Genomic DNA, 17,506 nt, shown 5'->3' with positions numbered 1-17,506 from the left:
TATTTTAAATTGTTTTTTGTTTTATATAAGTTGTTTCAGTTGTTATCTTAACGACTCTTATTACTATATCACAATATTTATAGTTTGCAAGCCTTTTATAAAAATAATATTAAAAAAGTGATTCCTAGTACACCTGGAATGCCCAACAATGCAATTGTGAAAACGGAAAACAGGTTAATTGGTACATTATAACCGCTATAACCAACACCTAAATGAATAATGAATAATAATAAAAATGCAAATGCAAATCGGAACCAAAATACTGATAGTCCTTCTAATACTTTACCCAATTTAATGTGTCTTCCTACTATATAAAGAAAAAGAAGCGCTACAGGAACACAAATACTCACAATTACAGTCCACGGCATATGCTTGCCCCCTTCGATCATAATTATGTAATTTTATGATTCCTATAGCACGTCTATAACTCTACAATCATTATTTTATTAGTACTCGTCGAATTCTAGCTTCTTTAAATAAATAAAAATGAATACTCTCTGCTGCTTTTCGCTGAGCAATAACTTCTAAATCATAATCATTTAATAATTCTTCAATCAATTTTGCTTGTTGTAAATCTTCTTTTGTTTGTTTAATGAGATTAACAAGCTTTTCGTCAAATTCTCTTTTTAGCTTTCCTTTATTGCGGAAGAACATTTCAATCCCTCACTCATAACTCTCGGCGGCCTTCCATTGCCTTCGATAACGTTACTTCATCAGCATATTCTAAATCTCCACCTACTGGTAATCCGTGCGCAATGCGTGTTGTGCGGATGCCAGATGGTTTAACAAGACGAGAGATATACATAGCCGTCGCTTCACCTTCAATAGTAGAATTGGTTGCTAAAATAAGCTCCTGCACCGTTTCATCTTGTAAGCGTACTAACAGTGAGGCTACATTAATATCCTCTGGGCCGATACCATCCATTGGTGAAATAGCCCCCTGTAACACATGGTACTTACCATGGTAATCACGCATTTTTTCCATTGCAATAACGTCCTTTGTATCTTGAACAACGCAAATTACTGAGGCATCGCGTTGTTTATCGGTACAAATATGACAAGGGTCTACATCGGTAATATTGCCACAAACAGAGCAATAACTTAAATTACGTTTTGCATCTATTAAAGCTTTGGAAAAAGAAAGAACGTCATCTTCTTTCATTGTTAACACAAAAAACGCCAGTCGGGCTGCGGTTTTTGGCCCGATACCTGGCAATTTCATAAAACTATCGATTAATTTTGATATTGGTTCTGGGTAATACATATTGTTACCTCCTAGAATGGAAGGTTCATGCCTTGCGTAAATTTACCCATTGTTGCATTTGTTTTTTCTTCTACTTTCTTAAGTGCTTCATTCGTTGCAACAACAATTAAATCTTGTAACATTTCGATATCGTCAGGATCTACTACTGAAGTATCAAGATTCACTTCTACTACTTCACGTTGACCTGTAACTGTTACTTTCACCATACCGCCGCCAGCAACACCTTCAAATTGTTCAGCATTTAAAGCTTCTTGAGCTTCCATCATTTCTTTTTGCATTTTTTGCATTTTTTTCATCATGCCTTGCATATTTCCCATTCCACGCATAACCTATTCCTCCTAAGTAATCAGTCTTCAATAATTTCAATAAAATCCTTACCGAACAGCTTTTCCGCTTCCGTCACCAATGGATCTTGTGATGCCAGCGGTTGCGCATCATCGATAAAAGGTTCTTCTGGCATTTCTGCCGGTGGTGGTTCCAATAATTCAACATTCGGATCATCGTTAGCTAATGGTGCTTTCTTTTGATGTAATCCGTGATCACGAATGAACTCTTCACGCAACTTTAACCATGTTTCTTCTGGCGTACAAAGCATTTCATACATCGTGCCTGTTTGACCTGCAATAAGTTGTGTGAATTGTGCTTTTAGCATTTGATTATCAGCAACCATTTGACAATGAATATCATACTTGAATTTTAACACAAAAGCACTCGAAGATGCCGCAACAGGTTCAGCTTCTGCTAAAAGAGCTGATTGTGACTTTTGCAATTGATTTAACGCCTGCGCCCATACAGCCTTTACACGTTGCACATCTTGCTTTGTCGCATCCTTTAGCACTTCTTGAATACGACCAGTAGGCGCCTTATAACCATTTGGACTTTTTGCACGCGGACGTTGTTCTTTGGCAACCTGAGTAGCTTGTGACGGCGCACCATTTTGTATTTGTAAAGATAGTTGTTGCACCATTTGCTCAAGCGCAATGATTTTTTGCGCTAGTTCTGGGCTCATTACCGCCTCACTTGATGGGGCAGTTTGATTGACTACGCCACCCGAAAACTGTGTCATTTTTAGCAATGCTGTTTCCAAATAGATTTTCGTATGATGCGAGAAACGCATTTCTTGTTGTGTTTTCGCTAAAATATCGATGTAGCCGTAAAGCATATCTGGTGCAAAGTCATGTGCCAATGCAAATACGCGCTCCTCAGGTGATACTAACTCTAATAGTTCAGCTAAATTCTCACTCGTTTGTAAAAGCAGTAAATCGCGGAAAAATGTAATTAAATCCTCCGATAAGCGCAACGGATCCTTCCCATCTGCGATTAGCTGCTCTAACAGCGCAAGCATTTGTGCCACATCTTTGACCTTTAAAGCTTCAGCTAAATCATAGAAAACATCCTGACTAATTGAGCCTGTGACTAGTAGTGCATCCTCTAGTTTCAACATTTCACCGCTAAAGGAGACAACTTGGTCCAACAAGCTCAATGCATCACGCATACCGCCCGCAGCTGACTGCGCAATCACTTTTAGACCTTGTTCTTCAAACGGGAGTTCAATATCTTCTAGTACGACCTTCATGCGCTCGATAATATCGTTAGTTGAAAGTCGCTTGAAGTCAAAACGTTGGCAACGTGAAATAATCGTTGCAGGTAATTTATGAGGTTCTGTTGTTGCTAAAATAAATACAGCGTGAGGTGGTGGTTCTTCTAGCGTTTTTAAAAGCGCATTGAAGGCACTTGTAGACAGCATATGCACTTCATCAATGATGTACACTTTAAACCTGCTACTAGCTGGAGCAAAACGTACCTTTTCAATAATGTCCCGTATTTCTTCAACACGTGAATTAGAAGCTGCATCAAATTCAATAACGTCTGGATGAGAACCATCTGTAATGCTTAAACAAGTTGCACACTCATTACAAGGTTCACTTGCTGGAGCATGCTCGCAGTTTAAAGCCTTAGCAAAAATTTTAGCTGTACTTGTTTTCCCTGTACCCCGAGGTCCAGAAAACAAGTAAGCATGAGTTGTTTTATTCGCTAGGAGAGCATTTTGCAGCGTTCTTTTGACATGCGCTTGACCTGACATTTCTCGGAATGATTGTGGTCTATACACACGATAAAATGCTTGATACGTCAATGATTTCCTCTCCCCTTCTTTTTCAATATTAATAAAACTATTATAGCATCGGCAGCCTTGTTTATAAAACCGTGTCCTATTTTATAATATAAAAAAACGCATTCGCCTACAGTAGACGAATGCGTTTAAATTGGCAATTTAATGCCGTGCACCTTTCTTCGACAGCCGCACATAAGCGTTACTCTTGTCGTTAGCTCAGATTAGGCAACCCCGCGGCACATGAATAAGACCACTTAATGCTGCTTCCTTCCGGACCTGACATGGTTCATGGGTATCCATTGCGCAGGACCCAATCGTCAACACTACGTGCAAAAGGCAGACCAAACAATACGGACAGCCTCGAAAAAGGAATTCAGTCTCGCTAGAGCGGATTGCGAGTTACAGGACACCGCTACCTTCCCACCTAGCACGGCAATAACTAGTATACTTTCAGTTTGTATAAATTGCAACGAATTGCACAAATTATTTAAGTACATTCTTAATTAATAAAAATTAATTTTTTAAAACCTACTTTTTTTCAAAAAGATGTTGACGTCAAAATAAAATCATGATAAATTAGTTCTTGTCGATAAGACATCGAAGCAATATAGTATGGAGGTATACCCAAGTCTGGCTGAAGGGATCGGTCTTGAAAACCGACAGGCGGGTAACACCGCGCGGGGGTTCGAATCCCTCTACCTCCTCCAGTTTTTTAAAATCCGACTACACGATGTAGCCGTTTTTTTTTGCTTAAAAAATTGTATGTCATACTTATTAAATACCACTTCCGATTAGGTTGTGGTATTTTTTTATTAGCTATCTTGCTCTTAAATACTTTAGGGAGGATATTTAATATGTATTCCAAAGCCTTTATTTCTCGTAGTTCCCTCACATGGATTATATCCATCGCTTTATTAACGGCTATCGGTAGTGAAATTAAAATCATCCCTTTCGCCAATACTTCTTTTCGCTTTGGTCTGGGGACAATTATATTCTTTTTATGCACCTTACTTAGACCGACACCTATTATATTAGCGGGTATTGTAACTAGCATTGTAACAACCACTTTACGAATCGCTATTAGTTACTATACGCATAATACATCTTTAATAGATGGTATTTATACTCACTTACCTGCTGGGACATTTTATTTATTGTTTGCAATATGCCTACAGCTTTTAAATATTCATCAATATCGTGAAAAGCCATTAAAGTTAGGATTACTAGTAGCCTTCAGTGAGGTCATTAGTAATTTAGCGGAACAATTGCTACGTTTCCTTGTCCAATCTTATACAATTTTATTTATTCATGACCTGCTCATCTTATTAGCCGTTGCCCTATTACGTAGTTTTTTTGTTGTTGGCATTTATAGCTCTATTGTTATTGCCGAGCAAAAAAAACGCGTGCAGGAAATGCTTACGATTGGTTCAGATTTATATGTAGAGACGCTCTATTTAAAAAAATCTATGAATCATATTGAAACGATTACTGCTAATGGGTTTGATTTGTATAGACAATTAAAAGCACAGGGCAATCGTTCAGAAAGTATACAAGCACTTCATATTGCCCAGGAAATTCATGAAGTCAAAAAAGATTCTCAGCGTATTTATGCGGGTATATCTAAAATTGTTGGGGACAAGAGCTTTGGCTCATTACGATTATCAGAATTATTACATTATATAGAAGACGGCAATCGCAAATACAGTGAGTTACTCGGTAAAGACATCCAGTTTAATATAAGTTTAGATACTGATTTTTTAACGAAAGAGCATATTGCCTTGCTGGCACTATTAAATAATTTAACTGCTAATGCCATTGAAGCAATAGAAAAGCAAGGTATCATATCTATTGATATTCAACAGCAGGAGGTTGATACTGTAATAACAGTAAGTGATGATGGAAAAGGCATCTCCGAAAGTGACCTTTCTATTATTTTTGAACCTGGCTATACGACGAAATACAATGTTGAAGGTGTAGCAGCTACAGGAATTGGACTATCACATGTCGCTGAATTAATTTCAAAATTAAATGGCTCCATTTCAGTTGAATCAAATAACTACAAAACGGTGTTTAAAATTATAATTCCTACGCAAACTATTCTAACGGGAGAGACTTAAATGAGGTATTTTATTGTAGATGATGATCGTGCAAGCCGCGTGATGCTAAAACAAATTATTGAAGATAGTGGTTTAGGTACAGTAATCGGCGAAGCACGCAATGGAGTAGATGCCATTCCACAAATATTAATGACACAACCTGAATTTGTACTAATCGACTTACTTATGCCTAAGTTAGACGGTATAGCAACAGTGGAGCATCTTCTTCAGAATCGATTTGAAGGACAGTTTATTATGATTTCACAAGTTGTGAATAAGGAAATGGTCGGCGAGGCCTATGAACAAGGGATAGATTTCTTTATTCATAAACCCATTAACCGTATTGAGGTTGAAAATGTTTTACGCAAAACAACGGAACAATTTCGCCTAAAAAATTCCCTATTAGTTATTCGACAATCGCTAACGAACATCGATCTAAGTGAGCAAATAAACAATAAAGCTACATCGCGAGACCACATCCAATCGATCTTAAATGATATGGGGATTGTCGGTGAAATTGGAAGTGAGGATATTATAGCAATTATTGAAACATTATTAGCTCATCAGCACAAAATTGCGCCACTTCCTCCATTAAAAGAGCTCTATGAGGAAATAGCAGCTGTCACAAAGTCAACTCCTGATGAAATATTGAAAGAGAGTAAAGCGATTGAACAGCGTGTACGTCGAACGATTTTAGCTGCCATGATTAATCTCGCCAATTTAGGAGTCGTTGATTATACAAACTCTGAATTTGAATATTATGCACCTCGATACTTTGATTTTAAAGAGATTCGCCAGCTTATGACGCAAATCGAAGACCACGGGAATCGCAAAGCAAAGGTCAATATTAAAAAGTTTATTCAGGTGTTATATTCAGACATTTTAACAAAAGTAAATTAATTTTCTCGGATTTTGTCGGATTTCATAAGTCCTCCGTATTATTAAAGTAAGGCGTGTCCTAAAAATTTTAATATAGGGGAGGAATTAAGATTTTGAAAAAGAAATTTAAAATCAGTTTAGCCGCTCAAATTTTAATCGGTTTGATTTTAGGGATAATTATTGGTGGTATCTTTTATGGTAACCCCAAAGTTGAAACATATTTACAACCATTAGGGGATATCTTCCTACATCTAATTAAGATGATTGTAGTACCTATTATCATTTCGACTTTAATTGTTGGTGTTGCTGGAACTGGAGACATGAAACAGCTCGGAAGATTAGGCGGAAAATCGCTTATTTACTTTGAAATCATTACAACAGTAGCGATTGTTGTTGGATTACTTTCAGCAAACCTGTTCCAACCAGGTGCTGGCATCAATATGAACGAACTTTCGCAAGGGGATATTTCAAAATACGTTTCAACAACTGAAGAAGTACAGCATGAAGGTCCATTTGATATTATTGTAGGTATTGTACCGACAAATATTATTCAATCAATGGCTGAAGGCAATATGCTTGCCATCATCTTCTTCTCTGTTATTTTTGGTTTAGGGGTAGCTGCAATTGGAGAACGAGGTAAACCAGTATTGGACTTCTTCCAAGGTGTAGCAGATGCTATGTTCTGGGTAACGAACCTTGTGATGAAATTCGCTCCAATTGGGGTATTTGGTTTAATTGGTGTAACCGTTTCCAAATATGGTTTTGCTTCCCTCATACCTTTAGGTAAGCTTGCAATACTTGTATATGCCACAATGTTATTCTTCATCTTTGTTATTCTTGGCCTCGTTGCAAAATTTGCCGGTGTCAACATTTTCTACTTAATCAGAGTGTTAAAAGATGAGTTAATTTTAGCCTTCTCCACTGCTAGTTCGGAAGCTGTCTTACCACGAGTGATGTTGAAAATGGAGAAATTAGGTGCACCAAAAGATATTGTTTCTTTTGTTATTCCAACAGGTTATTCTTTTAACTTAGATGGTTCAACATTGTATCAAGCAATTGCTGCATTATTCATTGCCCAAATGTATGGTATTCACCTAAGCATCGGGGAACAAATTACATTAATGCTTGTATTAATGGTTACTTCTAAAGGGATTGCCGGTGTACCAGGCGTATCATTCGTAGTATTACTTGCCACTTTAGGTACTGTTGGTATTCCAATCGAAGGTTTAGCATTTATTGCTGGTATCGACCGTATCCTTGATATGGGACGAACAGTAGTTAACGTAATCGGTAACTCACTAGCTTCATTAGTAATGGCGAAATGGGAAGGCCGCTTCGATAAAGAAAAAATGAAAAACTACTTTAAAGAAAATGAAAATTTAGCATAAATTCATAAAAAATGCCTCACGATGGCTTATGACATCGTGAGGCATTTTTTATTTTGTCAGTACTTTATCTAAATAAGCAATAATAGACGCTTTGCCATTGACATGGGCTTCTTGTGCACGCACTTCATCCTTTTCGACTTTCGCCTCAGCGGCTGCAACAATACGCTCTGCATCCTCTTGAGGCACGACAATAACGCCATCTATATCTCCAATAATATAATCACCTGGTTGCACTGTTACACCGCCAATTGCGATTGGCACATTCACTTTACCGCCGCCATTTTTGTTGCCTGCTGCTACGGTTGTCCCAAGTGAAAATACAGGAAAATCTAGTTCCCGAATCGCGGCAATATCACGAATAACCCCGTCTACTACAAAGCCCTGTACACCCATACCCTTTGCTAAAGAAATAACAAAATCTCCTGCTACCGCACGATTTCTATTACCCTTTGCATCAATGACCAAAATATCACCCTCGCTAGCTGCTCGAATCGCTTCAAGTACAGCTCCATTTTCGCCATCTGGTAAACGTACAGTAACCGCTCGACCTGCTATTTTAAAATGGTCTGCTAACGGTTTAATGTCACTGCGTAAATTTGTATGTCCCCCAGTTGCATCTGAAATTGCTGTCGTTGGTAAATGTTTAAAACTTATTTCCACCTTTTCCATGCATAACACCCCTATTATGATTTATGAATACCTTACACAATTATTGTAAATAAAACACATCTACTATTTCAATATAATTCAGAAAATTTAGTAAAATATGTTGTTAAAAACAAATCGCCGTTATCCCGTTTTTTAAACAAAATAAAACACCTAAGGCAATGTTCATATCATGACCATTTGCCTCAGGCGTCTTTTAAATTATTTCAATAAATTGTTTAGACCGTTCATCTAAAGCCTCTGCTGCAGAAGCGATTTCAGCAAAATCACTCGTCGTCACAGTAATTTGCCCATTCGTTTTTTCAATTTCCTCAGAAATTCGCGTGATGCTTTCTGTTACTTGCCCAACCTCGCGTACAATCCCTTCCACATTTTCTTTCACTTCTGAAATTGATTGCTCTACTCTTACGGAAAGTTTTCGTACCTCTTTGGCGACAACATCAAAACCTCTGCCATACTCTCCAGCTCTTGCGGCTTCAATAGCTGCATTTAAAGCTAGTAAGTTTGTTTGGGAGGCAATTCCTTGAATTGTTTTGACAATGCCTTTAATGGAATCTGCTTGATTTTGTAATTGATCTAAATTTTTAACATTTTCCGAAGATTCCTTTGAAACTTGTTGAATTGTTGCAAGTAAATTTTCACTATTTTTAATACCTGCCTCTGAACGACTGTAAAGCTTAGTGGACATTTGTTTTAACTGATCTGCTACATTGACAATGGTATTTTGACGTTCCGTAATATTTGTTGCTATTTTGGATACACCAATAACTCTTCTTGAATGATTATCAAATACGGGCATATAGGTAGCTTCTAGCCAAATACTATTTCCACGAGCATCCATTCGTTCTACTTTATCTTGATAGCTCTTACCTGCTGCTAAATTACGCCAAAACCTCTCGTATTCAGGACTCTTCACGTAATTAGGAAAACAAAATTCCTTATGGTCTTTCCCCATCATTTTTTCTACTGTATAGCCCATTGTTTTCGCAAAAAGCTCATTTACATAAGCAACTTTTCGGTTCATATCAAATCGGATAATCGCTATATTACGCTCAATTGCTTGAACAACTAAATCATCTGTGACTTGTGTATCATTCTTTTGCACAACATCCACCTCTATCACCCTATTGTACTAGCGTTATCTCTAATCTACTTTCTTCTTTTTAAAAAATGCATTGTTATATATTATAATATATCTAATAGCATCTTAAAAATACTATAAATTTGTATTTTTACTATTCTTATGCTCAATTATGCTTTTTTTCTTATTTTATCATTGTTAAAACTTCTTCTGCCGTTGTTGCGACACGAATTAACGCCTTGTGTTCTGGGCGTATAAAGCCCTCCTCTAGCATTATAGAAAAATGTTGTAGCAGTGCGTCATAAAAACCATTGACGTTAAATAAAATAACAGGTTTTTCATGTAATCTAATCTGCGCCCATGTAAATACTTCAAAATATTCGTCCAGTGTACCGCCACCACCTGGTAACGCAATAAAAGCATCTGCTAATTCAACCATTTTTGCCTTACGTATATGCATGGATTCTACAAAATGGATTTCTGTCAATGCGGCATGAACAATTTCTTGTTTTTGTAAATGAGTAGGCATGACACCAATCACTTCTCCACCTGCTACTAATGCAGCATCTGCCACTTTGCCCATCAATCCTATTTTAGAACCTCCATAAACAATACCATGTCCATGGTGTGCTAATACCGTTCCTAATTCACTTGCCTTTTCAGCATAAATCGGGTTATTGCCAAGTCCTGATCCACAATATACTGCGATTCTCATATTTATTCCTCCTATTACAAAAGACGTGAAAACAATAGGTATCATATTGTCTCACGTCTCTTGGTCTTATTTCTGTTATTTATTTTAAAATACAAAGTCCTTATATTTCTATCTGGAAGCTTTCTACGTTCCTTTTGCTTTCGGCCAGAACGCTTTGATATTCCCTTCTTCAACGTCTTTACTGTTACATAGCTTTTCTTCTATTTACGTAAATGACTTGTTTGGGCCTGACGCTTTGCTTTCGGCCAGAACGCTTTGATATTCCCTTCTTCAACGTCTTTACTGTTGCATAGCTTTTCTTCTATTTACGTAAATGACTTGTTTGGGCCTGACGCTTCGCTTTCAGCCAGAACGCATGGAGATTCCCTGTTTTAAAGCATAGGGGTTTTCCTAGTACTTCTCTTATTTTCGTAAATGACTTGTTTGCTTTAGCATATGACTTATGCGACTGACAATTGATTCAATTGCGTCTGGATTTTTTAATAAATCATAATCATTAATATCTAAACGTAGGACAGGGCATGAATTAAAATTATTTATCCAATTTTCGTAACGCTCATGCATTTCAATCCAATAATCATTCGGTGTTTGCTGCTCCATCTCACGACCACGCTCTTGAATACGTCCAATGACATCATCAATCGGCCCCTCTAAATAAACTAATAAATCTGGGTGCGGGAAATACGGTGTCATCACCATCGCATCAAATAAATTACGATACGTTTCATAATCAGTTGGACTCATTGTTCCTTTATCATAATGCATTTTGGCAAAAATCCCTGTATCTTCATAAATAGAACGATCTTGCACAAAGCCCCCACCATATTCGAAAATACGCTTCTGCTCTTTAAAACGCTCTGCTAGAAAATAGACTTGTAAATGGAAGCTCCATTTTTCAAAGTCATCATAAAACTTATCTAAGTATGGATTGGTATCTACTTTTTCAAATGATGTACGGAAATTTAACGCTTGTGCTAGCGCCTTTGTCATCGTTGATTTTCCTACACCTACTGTTCCGGCAATTGTAATAACAGTTTGTGGTGGAATATCATATTTCTCTCTCAAATTCATTGTTGCAAGCTCCTTTGTTGTAACGTATCTTCGATTGTTTTTAATACATATTGTAAATCTTGTGGGTTTTTCACAAAATCAAGTTGATCTCCATTAAATCGGATTACAGGTATTTCGGGATGTAGCTGCTCAAAGTGCTCTGTAAAAGTATGATAGTCTGCTACTAACTGCTCCATATATTCACGTGAAATCATTTTCTCAAATTCACGCCCTCGTTTAGCAATGCGTTTCATTAACGTATCAACACTAGCATGTAAATAAACAACGACATTAGGCACAGGCATATCCTTTGTTAAAATTTGATAGATTTCTTCATACTTTTCGTACTCGGCAGGTGGCAATGTACGCTTTGCAAAAATTAAATTTTTAAAAATATGATAGTCCGATACAACTGATGTCTTTTGTGCTAAACGTAACTTCTTTATATCTGTTAATTGTTTATAGCGATTACATAGGAAGAACATTTCCGTTTGGAAACTCCATTCCTCTATATTTTCATAAAACTTATTTAAAAACGGATTTTCGTCTACAATTTCTTTTAATAGATGGTAATTAAATGTCGCCGCTACCTCTTTTGCCAATGAAGTTTTGCCTACACCAATCGGACCTTCTACTGCAACAAATGGAACCGTCACTAGAAGTTCCTCCTTTATATTTAGGATTCTATAAGTCAATTATGCCACTATTTTAAGGCTATATTGTATGAAACTAAAATGAATCAGTGCTTTTCATTGTATCATAGTGAGAAAATGAAAAACAGAATCAACATGTATCTCAATTTTTAACATTATTTGACCTGCCCAGTTGATAGATATCAAACAAACTTATAGCTCCATGCAACAAAAAAGACCCACCTTAGTGGGCCTAACTTTAGCCAGCAAATACTGCATAGATTTCCGCTAGGTGGACGCTTTCCTCTCTGCACAAGTAACGTCCATTCTACGCAGGCGTTTTAGTAAAAATCTACTTAGAGAATTGTTTCAGAATTGTTTGAGTGACTGGCACTATAATTTTACTCGTTGTAAACGTAAGGCATTTAACACGACGGACACTGAGCTGAATGCCATAGCTGCACCCGCTACCCATGGTGCAAGAAGGCCCATAGCTGCAATTGGAATCCCTAATGTATTATATGCAAATGCCCAAAATAGATTTTGCTTAATATTGCGCATTGTTTTACGACTCATAATAATGGCATCCGCAATGCTAGTTAAATCACCACGAATAAGCGTAATATCAGCAGCCTCCATTGCCACATCTGTACCAGTTCCTATGGCCATCCCAATATTGGCAGTTGCTAATGCTGGTGCATCATTAATGCCATCACCAACCATCGCTACGTTTTTGCCTGTAGCTTGCAGTTTTTTCACTTCATCCGCTTTTCCTTCTGGAAGTACTTCTGCGATAACATGGTTAACCCCAACTTCCTGACCGATTGCTTGCGCAGTCCGTTCGTTATCACCCGTCATCATAATGACTGTAATACCCATATCCTGTAAACGACGAATGGCTTCTTTTGACGTATCTTTTACCGTATCTGCAACAGCAACAAGGCCAGCATATTGACCGTTTATAGCAGCCAACATAGCGGTTTTACCGTTTTCCTCTAATGTCTCCATTGTCGGCAATATATGCTGAATATCTATATCATATTGTTGCATTAATTTACGTGTCCCGATTACCACACCTTGACCAGAAACGGTTGCTTGCACGCCGTAACCTGGAATGGCCTCAAAAAATTGAACATCGCCAAGTGTGATACTTCGCTCTTCAATTCCTTGCACAATGGCTTGTGCTAGCGGATGTTCGGATTGTTTCTCTGCTGCCCCAATCAATGAAAGAAAGGATGCTTCTTCTTGCCCCGTTGCTAGTACAACGTCTGTTAATATCGGTTTGCCGTGTGTTACGGTTCCTGTTTTATCGACAACAACTGTATCAATGCGTTGCGTTTGTTCTAAATGCTCGCCACCTTTAAACAAAATCCCAAATTCAGCGGCGCGACCAGAACCTGCCATAATAGAGGTCGGTGTCGCTAAGCCTAGCGCACAAGGACAAGCAATAACAAGAACCGCAATTAACACTTCTAGTGCAGGTGTAAATTCACCAGGTTTTACCCATAAAATCCAAACAAGGAATGTCACAATCGCAATACCAACAACAATCGGCACGAATATACCCGAAATTTGGTCTGCTAAACGTTGTATGGGGGCTTTTGAACCTTGTGCATCTTCTACAACTTTAATAATTTGAGCAAGTGCTGTGTCTCGACCAACTTTGGTTGCTGACATTTTCACAAAGCCATTTTTATTAATGGTTGAACCGTATAATACATCCCCTTGTTTTTTATCTACCGGAAGACTTTCCCCTGTTAGCATTGATTCATCAACGGCTGTTGTACCTTCTACTACTTCACCATCTACAGGAATTTTTTCACCTGGTTTAACTAATAAAATATCACCAATCACAACTTCTTCTAATGGGACTTCTTTTTCTACTCCATCTCGCACAACTATCGCAGATTTTGCTTGCAGACCCATTAGCTTTTTAATCGCTTCTGATGAACGCCCTTTTGCCTTTGCTTCGAATAATTTACCTAAAAGAATTAACGTAATTAAAACGGCACTCGTTTCAAAGTATAGATGCGGTCCATGATGTGAATTAACTGTAACAATGGCTTGATAAACGCTGTAAAAATAAGCTGCTGAAGTCCCCATAACGACAAGGACATCCATATTAGCACTGCCATTACGTAAAGCTTTATATGCACCTACATAAAATTGTTTCCCAATAATAAATTGAACTGGTGTAGCTAACACTAATTGCACCCAAGGATTCATTAAAAAATCGGGGACATATAAAAACGATGTCAATGAAAAGTGAGCAACCATCGTCCACAGTAATGGTAGCGAAAGAATAGCTGAAAAAAGAAATTTTTGTTGCTGTTGTTTTATTGCCTTTTCTCGATAATCTTCAGTTGCTCGCTCATCCGCTTTTTGATGAGCACCATATCCCAGCTTCTCAACCTTACCGATAATATCCGATACAGAAACCTCTGTTGGATTAAATTCGATGGATGCTTTTTCAAGTGCCAAGTTTACAGTTGCTGTAACACCTGAAAGCTTATTTAAACCTTTCTCAATACGAGTGGCACATGCAGCACACGTCATACCTGTAATATCAAGTTCCGCTTTCTGTTTTACGACGCCATAGCCTAACGCTTCGATTTTCTTTTCAAAGTCTACTTCACTCAATATTGCTGGATCATATTTTATAGAGGATTTTTCAAGCGCTAAGTTTACGGTTGCTTGCTCGACACCCTCCATTTTTTTCAAGCCTTTCTCAATACGCGTAGCACACGCTGCGCAAGTCATGCCAGTAATTTGTAGGTTCGTTTCCTTCAATTCAGAACGCATTAACTTCCCACCTCTTTCTATACCATATAGGGGTATATAAATTTGAAAATAATAGAGTGCCTTGTGAGCACCCTATTGATCTTATTCTACCTCGTAGCCTTGATCGTCAATCGTTTCTTTAATTTGCGCAAGTGATACTTGGGCATCGTCAAATGCGACATCTACCAAACCATCTGCTAAATTTACTGTTACTTGTTCTACACCTGCTAAAGCGCCGACACTTTTTTCCACTGCATTGACACAATGTCCACATGACATTCCTTGTACGTTTAATGTTACATTTTGCATAAATATCTCTCCTTTAAATTTAATGTACATGCTATATAAGAGTAACTACCCGTAAAATTATTTTTTCATTAATTTTTGAATGGTCACGACTAACTCATCTAGAACCGCTTCATCGCCTTCAGATAGGCGATCTACGACACAGCCTTTTAAATGACCTTCTAATAAAATTTTCGCTACGCTATTCAAAGCTGATTGCGTGGCAGACAGTTGCGTGATGATATCATCACAGTAAACGTCTTTTTCAATCATTCCCTTAATACCTCGGATTTGACCTTCTACTCGATTTAAGCGAGTCGTTAAATCCTTTTTCACGCGCTCAGGGTGATGACTTTTTCGACACGATGCAGTTTCCTCTGTATGACAAGCATCCTCTTTCACTGTGTCCTCCAAATTCTTCACCTCCTATTTGCTAATATCATACTATACCCACGAAGGGTATGTAAATAGGCGTTTTATTTTTTTATAATTAATGGTGATCGTGATGAACTGGCTCACTCTTTAGATTACATAAAATTGATTCATCATGGCGGTTCTCTGCGGTTTCCAATTGAATCGTTATATGCTTTATGCCCTTATGTTCAAGATTATGTTCAATTTCACGTAAAATATGCTCGCTTTCTCCAATGTTTAGCTGGTCATCGACAACTGCATGACAGGACAGTGCATTTGTTCCGCTAGTTATCGTCCAGATATGAAGATCATGAATACTTTGCACACCTTCAGTTTGCTCCATTATTTGAATGATTTCCTGAACGTCGACATTTGAAGGTGTTCCTTCCATAAGAACATGGATAGCAGACTTTGTCACAAAATATCCACTACGTAGTACTAATAATGCAACAATAACACTGGCAAGTGGATCGGCCCAGCCCCAGCCGAAAAACATAATGACTAAAGCAGCAATGATGGCACCGACAGAGCCAAGCATATCACTAAGAACATGTAAAAATGCACCACGCATGTTTAAATTGTCTTCCGTATCTCCACCCCGCATCATAATCCAAGCCACTACTATATTAATTAACAAACCAATTACACTAATAATCAGCATACCTGTTGTTGCTACTTCTGGTGGATTTGCAAAACGCTCAATGGCTTCGAAAAAAATAAATAACGCAATTAAAATTAATGTTACACCATTTAACACTGCAGCTAATATTTCAAACCTTTTATAACCATATGTTTTACTAAAGCTAGCTGCTTTTTCTCCAAAAATAAAAGCAAGAAGTGCAATGGCTAAAGAAATTGAGTCACTTAACATATGGCCAGCATCCGATAAAAGTGCCAAACTATTTGTTAAGAACCCACCAATTGCTTCAATCACCATATAACTCGTAATGATGATAAAGGATAGTAAAAGCACCTTTTTATTTGCACCATGTGTATGATCATGACCGTGATCGTGATTATGCCCCATCGTTTTCCCCTCCAAATATTAATTCATACAATTAGTTGTGCGTAGCGTGTTCAATTGCCTGCTTCAATAAATTCATAATGTGGTCATCATCTTTTGAATAATATAAGCTTGTTCCTTCCCTCCTGAATTTTACTAATCGTAAATTTTTTAAAAATCGTAATTGATGGGATACCGTTGACTGACTTAAGTCTAATATTTCAGCAATGTCGTTAACCGAATGCTCATCTGAACATAATAAATTTAAAATCCGTATTCTTGTTGGATCACTCAATGCTTTAAACGTTTGAGAAACAACAAATAACGTTTCCTCATCTAAGTGCTTGCCATTACCGATTTCTATTTCGCCCTGTTTAACTTGTTCATCCATTTTCCGTTCCTCCTATAGTTTATTTATATATGAGCATGTGTTCATATATAAATATATAGGGTTATTTTAGAAATGTCAATTCAAAGCAAAATACAAAACGCCACCCGCATGATACACTACTCTTAAGGAGAGATTCTAGTGGATATTTTTGAAAAAGACCGCATATTTATGAACCAAGCTTTAGAGGAAGCAAAAAAAGCTGCTTTGCTTGGTGAGGTACCAATAGGGGCCGTTCTTGTATATGAAGGAGAAATTATTGCGCGCGCGCATAATCTACGTGAAACAACTCAAAATGCAACTACTCATGCCGAATTAATGGTGATTCAAGAAGCATGTAAAAAACTTGGTAGTTGGCGTCTTGAACAAACAACACTTTATGTCACACTGGAACCTTGCCCTATGTGTGCAGGGGCTATTTTGCAGTCGCGAGTGCCACGTGTTGTATACGGCGCACGGGACATAAAAGCTGGCTGTGTCGATTCACTCTATCATTTATTAAATGATGCGCGCTTCAACCATGACTGTGATGTAACGGAAGGTATATTAGCTGAAGAATGCGGACAAATTTTAACCGATTTTTTTAGAGCATTACGCGAACGAAAAAAAGCTGAGAAAAAAGCACGGAAAATGGCAGAATCTAGTGAGCCACAATAAGTGGTATTTACGAGAGCATTTGCTGTCAACATGAAAAAGGTACCCCAAAATTTAGGTGGGTACCTTTTTCTATTCTCTAATAATAGGGGGTAAA

General features: G+C 37.6%; 19 protein-coding genes, 1 tRNA gene, 1 other RNA gene and 1 pseudogene. 5 read left to right on the top strand and 17 right to left on the bottom strand.

Going from position 1 to position 17,506, the window contains the following annotated elements; all coding sequences use genetic code 11:
- Nucleotides 1-95 precede the first annotated feature (95 nt).
- The 6 genes from T479_RS00210 to ffs all read right to left on the bottom strand — a co-directional run bounded on the left by T479_RS00210 (nucleotide 96) and on the right by ffs (nucleotide 3,810).
- The gene (locus tag T479_RS00210; RefSeq protein WP_024362957.1) at nucleotides 96-368 is read right to left on the bottom strand and encodes a pro-sigmaK processing inhibitor BofA family protein; all 273 of its coding nucleotides are present in this window, start codon (nucleotides 366-368) and stop codon (nucleotides 96-98) included.
- A 70-nt stretch (nucleotides 369-438) separates the two neighbouring features.
- Nucleotides 439-654 (bottom strand): YaaL family protein, encoded by a 216-nt coding sequence (locus T479_RS00205; protein WP_024362956.1) that lies wholly within the window; start codon nucleotides 652-654, stop codon nucleotides 439-441.
- A gap of 13 nt (nucleotides 655-667) precedes the next feature.
- The gene (gene recR / locus T479_RS00200; RefSeq protein WP_024362955.1) at nucleotides 668-1,264 is read right to left on the bottom strand and encodes a recombination mediator RecR; all 597 of its coding nucleotides are present in this window, start codon (nucleotides 1,262-1,264) and stop codon (nucleotides 668-670) included.
- A gap of 11 nt (nucleotides 1,265-1,275) precedes the next feature.
- A complete protein-coding gene (locus T479_RS00195; RefSeq protein ID WP_024362954.1) occupies nucleotides 1,276-1,590 on the bottom strand; it encodes a YbaB/EbfC family nucleoid-associated protein in 315 nt (104 codons plus the stop codon).
- Between the two features lie 20 nt (nucleotides 1,591-1,610).
- Nucleotides 1,611-3,398 carry a DNA polymerase III subunit gamma/tau gene (gene dnaX / locus T479_RS00190; protein ID WP_025218323.1) on the bottom strand — a complete coding sequence of 596 codons (1,788 nt, stop codon included), beginning with the start codon at nucleotides 3,396-3,398 and terminating at the stop codon, nucleotides 1,611-1,613.
- 144 nt (nucleotides 3,399-3,542) lie between these two features.
- Nucleotides 3,543-3,810: signal recognition particle sRNA large type (ffs, locus tag T479_RS23065), an RNA gene on the bottom strand.
- A 181-nt stretch (nucleotides 3,811-3,991) separates the two neighbouring features.
- On the opposite strand from ffs, the gene T479_RS00185 reads away from it, so the two are divergent.
- The 4 genes from T479_RS00185 (at nucleotide 3,992) to T479_RS00170 (ending at nucleotide 7,740) form a co-directional block, all read left to right on the top strand.
- A tRNA-Ser gene (locus T479_RS00185) sits at nucleotides 3,992-4,084 on the top strand.
- Nucleotides 4,085-4,231: 147 nt separating this feature from the next.
- Nucleotides 4,232-5,494: an ATP-binding protein gene (locus tag T479_RS00180; RefSeq protein WP_025218322.1), complete on the top strand. Its 1,263-nt coding sequence runs from the start codon at nucleotides 4,232-4,234 to the stop codon at nucleotides 5,492-5,494.
- Complete coding sequence (locus T479_RS00175) at nucleotides 5,495-6,373, top strand: response regulator (RefSeq protein WP_024362951.1); 879 nt, start codon at nucleotides 5,495-5,497, stop codon at nucleotides 6,371-6,373.
- Nucleotides 6,374-6,465: 92 nt separating this feature from the next.
- Nucleotides 6,466-7,740, top strand: a complete 1,275-nt coding sequence (locus tag T479_RS00170; RefSeq protein ID WP_024362950.1) for a cation:dicarboxylate symporter family transporter — start codon at nucleotides 6,466-6,468, stop codon at nucleotides 7,738-7,740.
- 48 nt (nucleotides 7,741-7,788) lie between these two features.
- Here T479_RS00170 and T479_RS00165 read toward each other — a convergent pair whose 3' ends face one another.
- From T479_RS00165 to T479_RS00120, 11 genes and pseudogenes are all read right to left on the bottom strand, one after another.
- Nucleotides 7,789-8,409, bottom strand: coding sequence for an RraA family protein (locus tag T479_RS00165; protein ID WP_025218321.1), 621 nt, complete (start codon nucleotides 8,407-8,409; stop codon nucleotides 7,789-7,791).
- A 193-nt stretch (nucleotides 8,410-8,602) separates the two neighbouring features.
- Nucleotides 8,603-9,094, bottom strand: coding sequence for a methyl-accepting chemotaxis protein (locus T479_RS24320; protein ID WP_370510650.1), 492 nt, complete (start codon nucleotides 9,092-9,094; stop codon nucleotides 8,603-8,605).
- A gap of 42 nt (nucleotides 9,095-9,136) precedes the next feature.
- Nucleotides 9,137-9,511, bottom strand: a pseudogene (locus tag T479_RS24315) (PAS domain-containing protein); the annotation flags it as partial.
- Nucleotides 9,512-9,671: 160 nt separating this feature from the next.
- The gene (locus tag T479_RS00155; RefSeq protein ID WP_038509323.1) at nucleotides 9,672-10,202 is read right to left on the bottom strand and encodes an LOG family protein; all 531 of its coding nucleotides are present in this window, start codon (nucleotides 10,200-10,202) and stop codon (nucleotides 9,672-9,674) included.
- A gap of 402 nt (nucleotides 10,203-10,604) precedes the next feature.
- Entirely contained in the window at nucleotides 10,605-11,273 is a 669-nt protein-coding gene (locus T479_RS00150; RefSeq protein ID WP_024362947.1) for a deoxynucleoside kinase, read from the bottom strand.
- Nucleotides 11,270-11,908 (bottom strand): deoxynucleoside kinase, encoded by a 639-nt coding sequence (locus T479_RS00145; protein WP_024362946.1) that lies wholly within the window; start codon nucleotides 11,906-11,908, stop codon nucleotides 11,270-11,272. The genes T479_RS00150 and T479_RS00145 overlap by 4 nt, the downstream gene beginning before the upstream one ends.
- 369 nt (nucleotides 11,909-12,277) lie before the next feature.
- A complete protein-coding gene (locus T479_RS00140) occupies nucleotides 12,278-14,686 on the bottom strand; it encodes a heavy metal translocating P-type ATPase (RefSeq protein WP_025218320.1) in 2,409 nt (802 codons plus the stop codon).
- Between the two features lie 81 nt (nucleotides 14,687-14,767).
- The gene (gene copZ / locus T479_RS00135; RefSeq protein ID WP_024362944.1) at nucleotides 14,768-14,974 is read right to left on the bottom strand and encodes a copper chaperone CopZ; all 207 of its coding nucleotides are present in this window, start codon (nucleotides 14,972-14,974) and stop codon (nucleotides 14,768-14,770) included.
- Nucleotides 14,975-15,031: 57 nt separating this feature from the next.
- The gene (locus T479_RS00130; protein ID WP_024362943.1) at nucleotides 15,032-15,364 is read right to left on the bottom strand and encodes a metal-sensitive transcriptional regulator; all 333 of its coding nucleotides are present in this window, start codon (nucleotides 15,362-15,364) and stop codon (nucleotides 15,032-15,034) included.
- Between the two features lie 76 nt (nucleotides 15,365-15,440).
- The gene (locus T479_RS00125; protein ID WP_025218319.1) at nucleotides 15,441-16,391 is read right to left on the bottom strand and encodes a cation diffusion facilitator family transporter; all 951 of its coding nucleotides are present in this window, start codon (nucleotides 16,389-16,391) and stop codon (nucleotides 15,441-15,443) included.
- A 31-nt stretch (nucleotides 16,392-16,422) separates the two neighbouring features.
- Nucleotides 16,423-16,758 carry an ArsR/SmtB family transcription factor gene (locus tag T479_RS00120; protein ID WP_025218318.1) on the bottom strand — a complete coding sequence of 112 codons (336 nt, stop codon included), beginning with the start codon at nucleotides 16,756-16,758 and terminating at the stop codon, nucleotides 16,423-16,425.
- A 138-nt stretch (nucleotides 16,759-16,896) separates the two neighbouring features.
- Between T479_RS00120 and tadA the strand changes: the two genes are divergently transcribed.
- Nucleotides 16,897-17,412 carry a tRNA adenosine(34) deaminase TadA gene (gene tadA, locus T479_RS00115; protein ID WP_024362940.1) on the top strand — a complete coding sequence of 172 codons (516 nt, stop codon included), beginning with the start codon at nucleotides 16,897-16,899 and terminating at the stop codon, nucleotides 17,410-17,412.
- Nucleotides 17,413-17,506: the final 94 nt, after the last annotated feature.

The organism is Lysinibacillus sphaericus (genome assembly GCF_000600105.1).
GTDB classification, from domain to species: Bacteria; Bacillota; Bacilli; order Bacillales_A; family Planococcaceae; genus Lysinibacillus; species Lysinibacillus sphaericus.
Note: the sequence above shows the minus strand (reverse complement) of the source record. Positions and strands in the feature narration are given on the sequence as shown.

What these genes read in the sequence shown, in the direction of transcription:
- T479_RS00210 (WP_024362957.1), bottom strand. Translation starts at nt 368, where the DNA reads ATGCCGTGGACTGTAATTGTGAGTATTTGTGTTCCTGTAGCGCTTCTT.
- T479_RS00205 (WP_024362956.1), bottom strand. Translation starts at nt 654, where the DNA reads ATGTTCTTCCGCAATAAAGGAAAGCTAAAAAGAGAATTTGACGAAAAG.
- recR (WP_024362955.1), bottom strand. Translation starts at nt 1,264, where the DNA reads ATGTATTACCCAGAACCAATATCAAAATTAATCGATAGTTTTATGAAA.
- T479_RS00195 (WP_024362954.1), bottom strand. Translation starts at nt 1,590, where the DNA reads ATGCGTGGAATGGGAAATATGCAAGGCATGATGAAAAAAATGCAAAAA.
- T479_RS00180 (WP_025218322.1), top strand. Translation starts at nt 4,232, where the DNA reads ATGTATTCCAAAGCCTTTATTTCTCGTAGTTCCCTCACATGGATTATA.
- T479_RS00175 (WP_024362951.1), top strand. Translation starts at nt 5,495, where the DNA reads ATGAGGTATTTTATTGTAGATGATGATCGTGCAAGCCGCGTGATGCTA.
- T479_RS00165 (WP_025218321.1), bottom strand. Translation starts at nt 8,409, where the DNA reads ATGGAAAAGGTGGAAATAAGTTTTAAACATTTACCAACGACAGCAATT.
- T479_RS24320 (WP_370510650.1), bottom strand. Translation starts at nt 9,094, where the DNA reads ATGTCCACTAAGCTTTACAGTCGTTCAGAGGCAGGTATTAAAAATAGT.
- T479_RS00155 (WP_038509323.1), bottom strand. Translation starts at nt 10,202, where the DNA reads ATGAGAATCGCAGTATATTGTGGATCAGGACTTGGCAATAACCCGATT.
- T479_RS00150 (WP_024362947.1), bottom strand. Translation starts at nt 11,273, where the DNA reads ATGAATTTGAGAGAGAAATATGATATTCCACCACAAACTGTTATTACA.
- T479_RS00140 (WP_025218320.1), bottom strand. Translation starts at nt 14,686, where the DNA reads ATGCGTTCTGAATTGAAGGAAACGAACCTACAAATTACTGGCATGACT.
- copZ (WP_024362944.1), bottom strand. Translation starts at nt 14,974, where the DNA reads ATGCAAAATGTAACATTAAACGTACAAGGAATGTCATGTGGACATTGT.
- T479_RS00125 (WP_025218319.1), bottom strand. Translation starts at nt 16,391, where the DNA reads ATGGGGCATAATCACGATCACGGTCATGATCATACACATGGTGCAAAT.
- T479_RS00120 (WP_025218318.1), bottom strand. Translation starts at nt 16,758, where the DNA reads ATGGATGAACAAGTTAAACAGGGCGAAATAGAAATCGGTAATGGCAAG.